This window comes from Streptomyces sp. CA-181903 (assembly GCF_050937075.1).
GTDB lineage: Bacteria > Actinomycetota > Actinomycetes > Streptomycetales > Streptomycetaceae > Streptomyces.
The window spans coordinates 4,732,225-4,744,786 of the sequence record NZ_JBNJLY010000001.1; the positions used below are offsets into that span (position 1 = coordinate 4,732,225).

The window sequence follows — 12,562 nt, forward strand, 5'->3', positions numbered from 1 at the left end:
ATGATGAGCGCGACTGCCTCCTTCGCCGCCACCCACTTGATGCCGCTCGCCGCCGCCGGGGACGACCTCGACAAGAACAAGGTCACCCCCGGTGTCCTGGGCTTCATCGTGTTCGCCGTCATCGGTGCCGCCGTGTGGCTGCTGATGAAGAGCATGACGAAGCACATGAAGCGGGTGTCCTTCGAGGAGGCGCCGGAGGGCGCCGCCCCGGCGCCCGCCGCCGTTTCCGCCACCACTGCCACCACCGTCACCACTGACGAGGCGGCACCGGCGGCGGGCGGCAAGCCCTCCACCTGACCCGAGGCGGGCCCGAACCGCCCGGCCGCCCGCCACGCGGGCATCCGGACGGTCCGGACGACGGCCGGGCGGCCACCGGTGATCCGGCCCGCGCGGCACACAGCACCGGCGCGGCGGGGAACACGCCCCGACGCGGCGACGGCAGAGGCCCGACGCGGTAACGCAGCCCTGTCGCCTTGCGGGCGGCCACCCGACACCATCTGGTTGGCGCGGCCCCGGCCTCGGCAGCCCGGTGCCCACGCGGCAGGTGAGCCCTGTCGCGGCGGCAGCACGCCCCGAAGCGGCGGCACGCCCGAACACGATGGTCCGATCCGGACGCGGCAGCGCACCTTCACGCGATGGTCCGGTCTGGACGCGGCGGCATACCTGCACCCGATGGTCCGCTCTCGGCGCGATGGGCCGCCCTCGACCGCGGCGGTACGCCTGCGCGCGGTGTTTCGGTCTTGACGCGGTGACGCGCCTCCCACGCACGACAGCTCGGCCTCAACGCGGCAGCACGGCCATCACCTCCCGTGCCCGCCTTCCCGGCACCATGCCCAGGCGCCACGCCTGCCAGCCGGTCTCCGGCTCCACCCCGCGCTCCAGCACCAGCGCGTACGCCTCCGCGTACTGCTCCAGTGCCGGGTCCACCGCCCAGTCCGCACCCCGCAGCTCACGCCGCAGGCGGGCCAGGTCCTCCCCGGCCACGGCCGCGCCCACCACCGAGCCGCCCGGCGACACGAACGGCAGCAAGGTGCAGCGCAGGAAACGCGCCCAGCTCTCGCCACGCCGGTCGCCGAACCCCGTGAACAGCCGCTCCGCCTCCTCCGTCAGCTCCAGCGCCTGCTCCAGCCTGCCGTTGCCCGCGTCGACCACCGCCAGCTCCAGGCACGACCACGCCTCACCGTGCGCGACCCCCACCCGCTGGAAGTCCAGCCGGGCGTCCTGGAGCAACTGCCGGGCGAAACCGCTGTTCCGCAGGCTCCCCGTCTGGGCCGCCCGCTGGTCGCGGGTGACCCGTGCCGAGTGGTGGCGGGCACAGGCCAGCCCGTAGACGTCACGCATCCGGTTGAACATCGTCCGAGCACGCTCCAGCTCGCGCAACGCCGCCGGCAGATCACCCAGCTCCTCCAGGGCCTGGCCCAGGTAGAAGAGGGTCCACGCCTCGCCCCGCGCGTCCTCGTGCTCCCGGTGCCGGGAGACGGCCTGCCGGAGCCCCTCCACGGCCGCCGCCGCGTCCCCGGCTATCAGCCGCCCCCGCGCCAGCTGGGTCAGGGCCCAGGCCGCGCCCCGCGCGTCCTGTGTCCGCCCGTACAGCTCCAGCGCCTGGCGCAGCTCGGCCTCCGCCGGTTCGGGGCGGCCCATGCGCAGCCGCACCTGGCCCAGCTGGAAGTGCGCCCACGCCTGCCCGTGCAGGCTCTCGCTCTCCCGGTGCAGCTCCAGCGCGACAGCCAGCAGGTCCAGCGCCTCCGCCAGCCGGCCGCGGTCGCGCTCCACCGCGGCCAGCGCGTGCATCGTCCACGCCCGGTCACCGCTCAGCTCGGGAGCCGCCTGCAACTCCAGCGCCTCCCGCAGCTTCGCCGCCGCCTCCTTCAGATTCCCCTGGTGCTGGAGGGTGATGCCCAGGTCGCGCAGGGCCCGTGCCGCGCCGGCGTGGTGCTGGGAGTCGAGGTACAGGTCCACCACCGACGTCAGCGTCGTCCGGGAGGTGTCCAGCTCGCCGAGCTGCCGGGCCGCCACGCCCGTGCGCCACTGCACCGAGCGGGTCAGCAGCTCCCGGTCGGTGGCCTGCGTCAGCTCGCTCAGCTCGCCGAGCCGGTAGAGGTCCCCGCGGAGCAGGCAGTAGTCGCACAGGGCGCCCAGCAGGTGCAGCACCGCCGACTGGTCGACGCCCTCCGCGTGCCGGAGTGCGGCCGTTATGAAGCTCGACTCGTCGTCCAGCCAGCGCAGGGCCGCGTCCAGTGACGGGAAGCCGTGGCCTCCGGCCGCGCCGTCGGAGAACATGTCCGCGCGCGTCGACGTCTTGCCGTCCACCATGCGGATGACCGTGTCGGCGAGCTCCGCGTAACTGCGGATCAGCCGCTCCTGGGCCGCCCCCCGCTCCCCGGGATCCTCTTCCTCGTGCAGCCGCGCGTGCGCGAAGTCCCGCACCAGATCGTGCATCCGGTAGCGCCCGGGGCGCACCGGCTCGATGAGCCCGGCCCGCGCCAGCTCCGCCAGCCGCTGCGCCGCCTCCTGCCCGTCGGCCGCGAGCAGGGCCGCCGCGGCGGCCGCGCCCAGTGAAGCCCGGCCGGCCAGCGCGAGCCGCCGCAGCAGCCGCCGGGCATCCTCCCCCTGGTCCGTGTAGCGCAGCCACAGGGCCCGTTCCACCGGGCCGTCCTGGCCCGCCGCCTCCAGCTCCACGGCCAGCGCGCGCGGTGTCCGTGCGCCGAGCGAGGACCCGGCCACCCGCAGGGCCAGCGGCAGACCACCGCACAACTCCCTTACCCGGGTGAGCGACTGGGCATCGTAGAGCTCGTCCTCCCGTGCCGTGCCCTCCTCCCGATCCTCGTCCGGCGCGGCGACCGAGCGCAGCAGTTCCTCCGCGCCCGCCTCGTCCAGCGGGCCGACCTCCAGCCGGTGCACCCACGCCTCCAGATCCGGAGGCAGCTCCAGCGGCTCGCGGGAGGTGACCAGTACCAGGCACTCGGACCGGTCGGGCACCAGGGCGCGCACCTGCTCCGCGTCGGACGCGTCGTCCAGCACGATGGCCACCGGCAGCCGGGCGAGGTGCTTGTGGTACACCTCGGACAGCCGTCTGAGGTACTGCTCGCGTGAGGTGCGTTCCCGGAAGAGCAACTGGTCGCGGGGGGCGCCCAGTCGGTTGAGCAGGTGCAGCAGCGCGTCGCGGGTCGGCAGCGGCGGCTCCTCCTGGCTCTCGCCCCGCAGGTCCACCAGACAGGCGCCCCGGAACTGATCCCGCAGCTGATGGGCCGCGCGCAGCGCCAGCGCGGACCGGCCGACGCCCGGTGGGCCGTGCAGCACGACGACCGTCGGCCGCGTCTCGGTGCTCGCCCGGGCCTGGCGCACCCACTGGGCGATCCGCTCCACCTGCGTCTTCCGCCCGGCGAACACCCCGCCGTCCTGCGGGAGATCATCGAAGGAGCGGGCCAGCAGACTGCGCTGCCGGGCCATCGCACTGCGGTCACCACCCCGCAGTTGCGGCCCACGGGACGAGCCGCCCTTGCCCGACTTGCCGGCCGCCGTCCCGTTACCGGTGTGCGCCCCCTGAAGCATCCGCTGCCGGTCGAGGAAGGGCCGTATGCCCCGCACCTCCACCGCCGTCCGCCACTGAAGTCTCAACTGCTCCGCTCCGCCCGGCTGTCCGCGCAGCCCCGCCCGCCGATGGCGGGCCGGCCAGTGACCGGCCGTCAGTTTCGCGAGCGTCGCCACGGAACCCGCGAGGGCCACCGCGACCGCCGTACTGACAGCGGTGCCCGTGGACGTCCCGTACCCCAGGTCGGCCCCGAAGGCCGTCACCGCCGTCACGGCCGTCACCAGCATGGGCGTACCGAGCGCGGCCCCCGACAAGCGCGCGGACAACGGCCCGACGGACGCGCCCTCCTCGTCCAGCGCCCGGACGTACGCCGCGTACTCCTCGGCCGCCGCCCCGGCCACCACGTCCAACTCCTCACGGGCCCGCCGCAGCAGCACATCACCGTCGACACGCCCACCCGACCGCCGCACCTCCTCCCCGACCGCCTGCTCCAGCAGGCCCTCGACTTCCGCGCGGTGATCCTGCCGCAGCGCGGTCAGCGAGCTCTGCATGTGCCGTCCCCCTTCGACCAGCGAATCTCAAGGCGTCCCAGTCTTCCGCTTCGACGGGGATTCCGGCAGGCCTGTGGATAACCACCCTGTGGAAAACCCGGTTGAACGGTCTCAGGGCAGGGCCCGCAGTGCGTCAGGGTTCTGTCAGGGGAAGCCCGGGGGAGAGTCGGGGTGGCGAATGAGACGGCCGGGGCTCCTGCTGGGGAAGGATGGAGGCATGCCGAACCACCTGGCGCACGAGACGTCCCCTTACCTCCTCCAGCACGCCGACAATCCGGTCGACTGGTGGCCCTGGTCACCCGAGGCCTTCGCGGACGCCCGGCGCCGGGACGTTCCCGTGCTGCTGAGCGTCGGCTATTCCAGTTGCCACTGGTGCCACGTGATGGCCGGCGAGAGTTTCGAGGACGAGGAGACCGCCGTCTACCTCAACGAGCACTTCGTCTCCGTCAAGGTCGACCGCGAGGAGCGGCCCGACATCGACGCCGTCTACATGGAGGCGGTGCAGGCCGCCACCGGGCAGGGCGGCTGGCCCATGACCGTCTTTCTGACGCCCGAGGCCGAGCCCTTCTACTTCGGCACCTACTTCCCGCCCGCCCCCCGGCACGGGATGCCGTCCTTCCGGCAGGTGCTGGAGGGGGTGACGGCCGCGTGGCGCGACCGGCGGGACGAGGTGGGGGAGGTGGCCGGGCGGATCGTCGAGGATCTTTCGCGCCGGCCTCTCACCGGCGGCGCCGGGGGGCAGCCGCCCGCCGCCGACGAGCTGCACATGGCGCTGATGGCGCTGACCCGTGAGTTCGACGCGGTGCGCGGTGGTTTCGGCGGGGCGCCGAAGTTCCCGCCGTCCATGGTGCTGGAGTTCCTGCTCCGCCACCACGTCCGGACGGGGTCCGCCGCCGTTCTCGACATGGTGACGGCCACCTGCGAGGCCATGGCCCGCGGTGGGATCCACGACCAGCTGGGCGGCGGTTTCGCCCGGTACTCCGTGGACAACGGGTGGGTCGTGCCGCACTTCGAGAAGATGCTGTACGACAACGCGCTGCTGTGCCGCGTCTACGCGCACCTGTGGCGGGCCACCGGGTCGGACCTCGCCCGGCGGGTGGCCCTGGACACGGCCGACTTCCTGGTCCGGGAGATGCGCACCGACCAGGGCGGTTTCGCTTCCGCGCTGGACGCGGACAGCGACGACGGGCAGGGCCGGCACCGCGAGGGCGCCTACTACGTGTGGACCCCCGACGAGCTCCGGGAGGTGCTGGGGGAGGCGGACGCGGAGCTGGCCGCCGACTACTTCGGCGTCACCGAGGAGGGGACCTTCGAAGAGGGGGCCTCCGTCCTGCGACTGCCCGACAGCGAGCGGCTCGTGGACGCCGAGCGGATCGCGTCGATCCGGGAGCGGCTGCTGGCCGCCCGCGCCCGGCGGCCCCGGCCCGGCCGGGACGACAAGGTCGTGGCGGGATGGAACGGCCTGGCCGTCGCGGCGCTGGCCGAGACCGGCGCCTACTTCGACCGCCTCGACCTGGTCCAGGCCGCGACGGACGCCGCCGACCTGCTCGTCCGCACCCACATGGACTGGAAGGCGCGCCTCTTCCGCACCTCCCTGGACGGTGTCGCCGGTGGCCACGCGGGCGTGCTGGAGGACTACGCGGACGTGGCCGAGGGCTTCCTCGCGCTGTCCGCCGTCACCGGCGAGGGCGTCTGGGTGGACTTCGCGGGACTGCTGCTGGACACCGTCCTGATCCGGTTCCGCGACGAGGAAGGCGCCCTCTTCGACACGGCGGACGACGCCGAGGCCCTCATCCGCCGCCCGCAGGACCCGACGGACAACGCCACCCCGTCGGGGTGGACCGCGGCCGCCGGTGCCCTGCTGACCTACGCGGCGCTCACGGGGAGCGCGCCGCACCGGGAGGCGGCCGAACGGGCGCTCGGCGTGGTGCGGGCCCTCGGGCCCAAGGCGCCGCGCTTCATCGGGTGGGGTCTGGCGGTGGCGGAGGCGCTGCTCGACGGGCCCTACGAGGTCGCCGTCGTCGGGCCGTACGACGACCCGGCCACCCGGGAGTTGCACCGCACCGCCCTGCTCTCCCAGCGGCCCGGGCTGGCCGTCGCCCTGGGAGAACCGGCCTCGGCGACGGCCGCCGAGGTGCCGCTGCTGGCGGACCGGCCGCTGCTGGCCGGCCGCCCGGCCGCGTACGTCTGTCGCGGCTTCACCTGCGACGCGCCGACCTCCGACCCCGAGGAGCTCGCCGCGAAGCTGAGGGGGAGGTGAACCCGCCCGGGGGCTGGGGCGGGACAGCGCTCACCGGGCTGAGCGGGCTGGAAGGGCTCAGAGGGCTCAGAGGGTTCAGAGGGTGAGGCCCCGCTCCAGCACGTCCAGCGCACGCTGCAGGTAGTCGAGCGGATCGCCGGCTTGGCCCTCGTCCACCCACACCATCACGGCCTCCTGCATGGTGACCAGCACGGCGGTCGTCACGACGCGCAGTTCGAAGTCGTCCTCCGGGCGGCCGGTGCGCTCGGCCAGGACGGAGCGCAGGAGGCGCGCCGACTCGCCCACGCCCTCGCTGGCGCGGGCCCGCAGGCTGGGGACGTCCCGGATCAGCCGGTTGCGCATCCGCATCTCGGGGCTGGCGGCGCCGAGGAGGTCCCGCAGGCTCTCCAGGACGGTGTTGCGGATCGCGCGCAGCGGAGGCTCGTCGGCCGGGCGGGATCGGAGCGCCGCCTCCAGGACGGGGTCGTACTCGTCCGTGAGGACGATGTCCTCCTTGGTCGGGAAGTACCGGAAGACGGTGCTGGGCGAGACGTCGGCGGCCTCCGCGATCTGGTCCACCGGCGTCGCGTCGTACCCCTGCTCCTCGAAGAGCCGGTAGGCGGCGGCGCGAATCGCCTGGCGGGTCTGGATCTTCTTCCGTTCGCGCAGCCCGAGCCGGGGGCCCGGCTGGGCGGCGGGGGAGGTTTGTGCGGAGGCCATGACTGTCATTGTCGGGCATTCGGTGTTTCGGCGGCCACAGTGGTGGGCGTGATCGCCGCCCGTGCGCGGATGCCGGGCAGGAAGGTGGCGACCAGGAGCGCCGCCGCGAAGGCGATGCCGCCGGAGGCCAGCAGGGTCAGGTCCATGCCGTGCAGGTAGGCGGCGTCCGCGGAGCGGGTGTCGCCGAGCCCGGCCGCCACTCGGTGGGCCCCCATGACCGACTCCTCGGCCGCCCCCGCGGCGGCGGCCGGCACCCGGGGCGTCTCCAGGTGCGCGCGGTACGCGGAGGTGAGCAGGCTGCCCAGGATCGCGACGCCGATCGCGCTCGCCACCTGGCGCAGGGTCATGAGGAGACCGGAACCCACGCCCACGCGCTCGCGGGGCAGTGCGCCCATGGCGCCGTCCATGGCGGGGATCAAGGCCAGTCCGGTGCCGGCGCCGGCCAGGACCAGCCAGGCCGCGGTGAACGCGTAACCGTCGCCCGCGGCGGTCCGGCTGCCGAGCAGCGCGCCCAGGCCGAGCACGACCAGCCCGGCGGGAACGACGACGCGTGCCCCCGCTCGCCGGGTCAGCGGCGGAGCGAGCCGGGAGGCGATCAGCATGCCGACGGGCAGGGGGATCATGCGCAGGCCGGTGCCGAAGGCGTCGTTGCCGCGCACGGTCTGGATATAGGAGGGCAGGACGAACAGCAGGCCGGTGAAGACGAACATCGCGAGGGAGGCGGCGATGGTGTTCCACAGGAAGCCGCGGTGCCGGAGCAGCGTCAGGTCGAGCATCGGCTGCGTCTGCCGCCGTGACCGCAGGGTCAGCAGGGTGAGCAGGACGACGGCGGCGGCGAGCGTACCGAGGACCGCCGGGGAGGTCCAGCCGCGGCCGGGTCCCTCGGTGACGCCGTAGACGAGGGTGCCGAGGCCGCCGACGGTGAGCACGGTGGCGAGGCCGTCGACGCCGGGAGCCGTGGGGTTCCTCATCTCCGGGAGCAGGAACCGGCAGGCGACGACGGCCACGCCGACGAGCGGCACGTTGATCAGGAAGACCGAGCCCCACCAGAAGTGGTCGAGCAGGAACCCGCCGATGATCGGCCCGAGGGGCAGGCCGAGCGCGGAGGCGCCGGACACCGCCCCGACGGCCTTGCTCCGCTCCTCGGGTGTGAAGAGGGCGGGGAGCACGGACATCGCGAGCGGCATGATGAAGGCCGCGCCGATCCCCATGACCGAGCGGGCCGCGATGGCGGTGCCCGCGTCCTGGGCGAAGGTGCCGATCAGTGAGCCGGCGAGGAAGACGACGAGGCCGGCGACGAGCGTGCGGCGGCGGCCGAAGCGGTCGCCCAGCAGGCCCGCGGGGAGCATCAGCGCGGCGAAGACGACGAGGTACGAGTCGGCTATCCACTGGAGGGCGCCCGCGTCGGCGTCGAGTTCGGTGGCCATGGTCGGCAGGGCCACGTTCAGGATCGTGCCGTCGAAGCCCAGGACGAGCATGCAGGCGACGATCGCCCCCAGGGCCCACCAGCGGCGGGGGTCGGGGCGGGGGTCCGCGCTGGGCGGGGACAGGGTGGGCGTGGTCGTCACGGCGCTCCTCGGGCAGGATCCGACTGTTTCATTCTTTTGATAGTAACTCCCAAAAGATTGAGACAGTCGATTCTTGACGCTCCCCTTGCCGTCTCCTGGCGCGGCGCTGATTGTCAGTGGGGTGTGTCACGCTGTGTACAGGGAAGGGGAACGGTCGGTAAGAGGCCGAACGGGAGGAGTGATCTCTGATGGGTGCCGTGGTGAACGCCGGGGCCGTACTGATCGCGGCGTTGAGTGTGGGGGCGTACCTGGTCGCCGGCGAGGCGGCGGTGGTGGCCGTGGTGCTGGCCGGCGTCACGGGCCTGGCATGGCGAGTGGCCGTGACCTCACGGCCACGGCCACTGCGGACGGCGCGTCGGGAACGGAGCGCGCCCCGTCCGCTGCCGGACGGCCGGTGGGCCGGGCTGTCGGGCGAGCGGGGCGGGGCGCGGATGGAGATGAGCGGGACGTGGACGGAGGGGGCGGGTGGGTCAGGCGTGCGTATAGGCCACCAGGGAGATGCCGACGTAGTGCGCGACGAAGGCCGCCAGCGTCAGTGAGTGGAACACCTCGTGGAAGCCGAACCAGCGAGGCGACGGATTCGGGCGCTTGATGCCGTAGATGACGCCGCCCGCGCTGTAGAGGAGGCCGCCGACGATCACCAGGACGAGCACGGCGACGCCGCCCTTGTGCAGGAAGTCGGGCAGGAAGAAGACGGCCGCCCAGCCCATCGCGATGTAGCAGGGGGTGTAGAGCCAGCGCGGCGCGCCGACCCAGAAGACCCGGAAGGCGATGCCGGCCGCGGCCGCGGCCCAGACCGCCCAGAGCAGCAACTGGCCGCGTCCGCCCGGGACCAGGAGCATGGTCAGCGGTGTGTAGGTGCCGGCGATGATCAGGAAGATGTTGGCGTGGTCGAGGCGGCGGAGCACGGCATTGACCCGTGGGCTCCAGTCGCCGCGGTGGTAGAGGGCGCTGATGCCGAACAGCAGACAGGCGCTGAGGACGTAGACGGCGCAGGCGATCCGGCCGCGGGTGCTGTCCGCGAGCGCGGTCAGGAAGACGCCGGCGATCAGGACGGCGGGGAACATCCCCGCGTGCAGCCAGCCGCGGAGGCGCGGCTTGACGACTGCCGGCAGGGGTTCAGGGCATGAGGTGAGAGGCGCGGCGGTCGCGGCACCGGCGGGAGTTGCGGGCGCGACGGGCGCCGCGTCGGGCGCGGGTGTCATGGCGCCATGCTACCTACGCAACCGTAGGTTACGGGGCGGTATCACGTGGCGATGGTCACGGGAGTGCCCCCTGGACAGAACCGAAACGGAGTCGGATGATCAAATGAGTGCGGGCGGCACCGGATGAGCGGTCACGAAGCGTCTGGGTCGCAGCCCCCAAGGGGCGAATGTGCAGAAACGGGCCAACTGCCGGGTCAGGCAAGCGGATGGTCCGTTCCACCCTCAAGATGCGACGCCGGGCACCTCGCGGGTCCCCGGCGGGACGGAGCGATCGTGGCGCGCGCAAATGCGGCTCCCACCACCCCCACCAACCACCAGGAACTGATCTCCTGGGTCGATCGGATCGCCGCCCTCACCCAGCCGGACCGGGTCGTCTGGTGCGACGGCTCCGAGGCCGAGTACGAGCGCCTGTGCGAGGAGCTCGTCGCCAAGGGCACCTTCCGGAAGCTCGACCCGGTCAAGCGCCCCAACTCGTACTACGCCGCCTCCGACCCCACGGACGTGGCCCGCGTCGAGGACCGTACGTTCATCTGCTCCGCCAAGGAGGAGGACGCCGGCCCGACCAACCACTGGAAGGACCCCGCCGAGATGCGGGAGATCTTCCAGGGCGAGCAGGGGGTCTTCCGCGGCTCCATGCGCGGCCGCACCATGTACGTCGTGCCCTTCTGCATGGGCCCGCTCGGCTCGCCGCTCTCCGCGATCGGCGTCGAGATCACCGACTCCGCGTACGTCGCCGTCTCCATGCGCACCATGACCCGCATGGGACAGCCGGTCCTCGACGAGCTGGGCGACGACGGCTTCTTCGTCAAGGCCGTCCACACGCTCGGAGCCCCGCTGGCCGAGGGCGAGGCCGACGTCCCCTGGCCGTGCAACTCCACCAAGTACATCTCGCACTTCCCCGAGGACCGCGAGATCTGGTCCTACGGCTCCGGCTACGGCGGCAACGCCCTGCTGGGCAAGAAGTGCTACGCCCTCCGCATCGCCTCCGTCATGGCCCGTGACGAGGGCTGGCTCGCCGAGCACATGCTCATCCTCAAGCTCACCCCGCCGCAGGGCGAGGCCAAGTACGTGGCCGCCGCCTTCCCGTCCGCCTGCGGCAAGACCAACCTCGCCATGCTGGAGCCCACCATCTCCGGCTGGACGGTGGAGACCATCGGCGACGACATCGCCTGGATGCGCTTCGGCGAGGACGGCCGGCTCTACGCGATCAACCCCGAGGCGGGCTTCTTCGGCGTGGCCCCCGGCACCGGCGAGCACACCAACGCCAACGCCATGAAGACCCTCTGGGGCAACGCGGTCTTCACCAACGTCGCCCTGACCGACGGCGGCGACGTGTGGTGGGAGGGCATGACCGAGGAGCCGCCCGCCCACCTCACCGACTGGAAGGGCAACGACTGGACGCCGGAGTCCGGCACCCCGGCCGCCCACCCCAACGCCCGCTTCACCGTCCCCGCCGCCCAGTGCCCGATCATCGCGCCCGAGTGGGAGGACCCCAAGGGCGTGCCGATCTCGGCCATCCTCTTCGGCGGCCGCCGGGCCTCGGCCGTGCCGCTGGTCACCGAGTCCTTCAGCTGGCAGCACGGCGTCTTCATCGGCGCCAACGTCGCCTCCGAGAAGACCGCCGCCGCCGAGGGCAAGGTCGGCGAGCTGCGCCGCGACCCCTTCGCCATGCTGCCGTTCTGCGGCTACAACATGGGCGACTACATGGGTCACTGGATCAAGATCGGCCAGGCCGCCGCCGAGCGGGGCGACGAGGCGAAGCTGCCGAAGATCTACTACGTCAACTGGTTCCGCAAGGACGCGGACGGCCGCTTCGTGTGGCCGGGCTTCGGCGAGAACGGCCGGGTGCTCAAGTGGATCGTCGAGCGCCTGGACGGAGCCGCGGAGGGCGTCGAGACGCCGATCGGCGTCCTGCCGACGCGCGAGGCGCTCGACACGAACGGCCTGGACATCGCCGACGCCGACCTCGACCTGCTGCTCTCGGTCGACAAGGAGGTCTGGCGCGAGGAGGCCGGACTGGTGCCGGAGCACCTCAACACCTTTGGCGAGCACACGCCGAAGGAGCTGTGGGACGAGTACCGGGCACTGGTGAAGCGCCTGGGCTGAGGTGACGGGGCGTGGACCGGAAGGTTGTCCGGTCCCGCCCTGCCGTGTTTTACGCGGCGGTTCTCCACGGCGGGTCGGCGCCCCGGTCGGGGCAGCGGCCCGCTCAGCCGCCGTCGGTGATCCCGAGCGCCGCCGCGTGTGCCCGCAGCCGTCCCTCGGCCAGGGCCGCCCCGGCGGCGTCGCCGCGCGAGCCGGCGACCACCAGGGCCTGACCGGCCAGCATGTGCGCCCGCTGGTGCAGGGCGTGCACGCGGGCAGGGCCGCCGTCGGCCACCGTGGGCACCGCCCGCAGCGGGGCGTGCCCGCCGCGCAGCCGCTCGATCCGGGCGGCCAGCCGCCGGGCGGCGTCGTCCAGCTCGGCGGACGGGGTCAGGGCCCGCAGTTCGTCGGTCACCGTGAGCAGTGCGGTCAGGTGCCCCGCGAGCCGGATGTCCAGTTCCTGGCTCCGGGAGCGGCGCGGGCCGTGACCGCCGCGCACGGGTTCGGCCATGGTGTGGACCGACTTGGTGCGGATCGGTTCGTACATGGATGGCCTCCTGTCCTGCTTGGAAGGCCATCCTAACTTAGATCCTGTCTAAAGTTATGTCGTGTACGAGACGGCTGCGCGAGACGGGGTCCGTGCGGGACGGGTTCTCGCAAGA

Annotated in this window: 8 protein-coding genes; 3 read left to right on the plus strand and 5 right to left on the minus strand. The window is 73.0% G+C overall.

Annotated features, from left to right (window positions below; all coding sequences use genetic code 11):
- Positions 1–3 precede the first annotated feature (3 nt).
- On the plus strand, positions 4–297 hold the full coding sequence (locus tag ACQEVS_RS21280) for a hypothetical protein (RefSeq protein WP_433027781.1): 294 nt from the start codon (positions 4–6) through the stop codon (positions 295–297).
- A gap of 483 nt (positions 298–780) precedes the next feature.
- Here the strand turns inward: ACQEVS_RS21280 and ACQEVS_RS21285 are convergent, their stop codons facing one another.
- Positions 781–4,083 (minus strand): tetratricopeptide repeat protein, encoded by a 3,303-nt coding sequence (locus tag ACQEVS_RS21285; protein WP_433022654.1) that lies wholly within the window; start codon positions 4,081–4,083, stop codon positions 781–783.
- Between the two features lie 217 nt (positions 4,084–4,300).
- On the opposite strand from ACQEVS_RS21285, the gene ACQEVS_RS21290 reads away from it, so the two are divergent.
- Complete coding sequence (locus ACQEVS_RS21290; protein ID WP_433022656.1) at positions 4,301–6,343, plus strand: thioredoxin domain-containing protein; 2,043 nt, start codon at positions 4,301–4,303, stop codon at positions 6,341–6,343.
- A gap of 75 nt (positions 6,344–6,418) precedes the next feature.
- Here the strand turns inward: ACQEVS_RS21290 and ACQEVS_RS21295 are convergent, their stop codons facing one another.
- The 3 genes from ACQEVS_RS21295 to trhA all read right to left on the minus strand — a co-directional run bounded on the left by ACQEVS_RS21295 (position 6,419) and on the right by trhA (position 9,815).
- Positions 6,419–7,051, minus strand: coding sequence for a TetR/AcrR family transcriptional regulator (locus tag ACQEVS_RS21295; RefSeq protein WP_433022658.1), 633 nt, complete (start codon positions 7,049–7,051; stop codon positions 6,419–6,421).
- Positions 7,048–8,610: an MFS transporter gene (locus ACQEVS_RS21300; RefSeq protein WP_433022660.1), complete on the minus strand. Its 1,563-nt coding sequence runs from the start codon at positions 8,608–8,610 to the stop codon at positions 7,048–7,050. Before ACQEVS_RS21300 ends, ACQEVS_RS21295 begins: the two co-directional genes overlap by 4 nt.
- A 470-nt stretch (positions 8,611–9,080) precedes the next feature.
- Positions 9,081–9,815 carry a PAQR family membrane homeostasis protein TrhA gene (trhA, locus tag ACQEVS_RS21305; RefSeq protein ID WP_433022662.1) on the minus strand — a complete coding sequence of 245 codons (735 nt, stop codon included), beginning with the start codon at positions 9,813–9,815 and terminating at the stop codon, positions 9,081–9,083.
- A gap of 273 nt (positions 9,816–10,088) precedes the next feature.
- Here trhA and ACQEVS_RS21310 point away from each other — a divergent pair, with 273 nt between their 5' ends.
- The gene (locus tag ACQEVS_RS21310; protein ID WP_433022664.1) at positions 10,089–11,921 is read left to right on the plus strand and encodes a phosphoenolpyruvate carboxykinase (GTP); all 1,833 of its coding nucleotides are present in this window, start codon (positions 10,089–10,091) and stop codon (positions 11,919–11,921) included.
- A gap of 103 nt (positions 11,922–12,024) precedes the next feature.
- Here ACQEVS_RS21310 and ACQEVS_RS21315 read toward each other — a convergent pair whose 3' ends face one another.
- A complete protein-coding gene (locus ACQEVS_RS21315) occupies positions 12,025–12,447 on the minus strand; it encodes a hypothetical protein (RefSeq protein ID WP_433022666.1) in 423 nt (140 codons plus the stop codon).
- Positions 12,448–12,562: the final 115 nt, after the last annotated feature.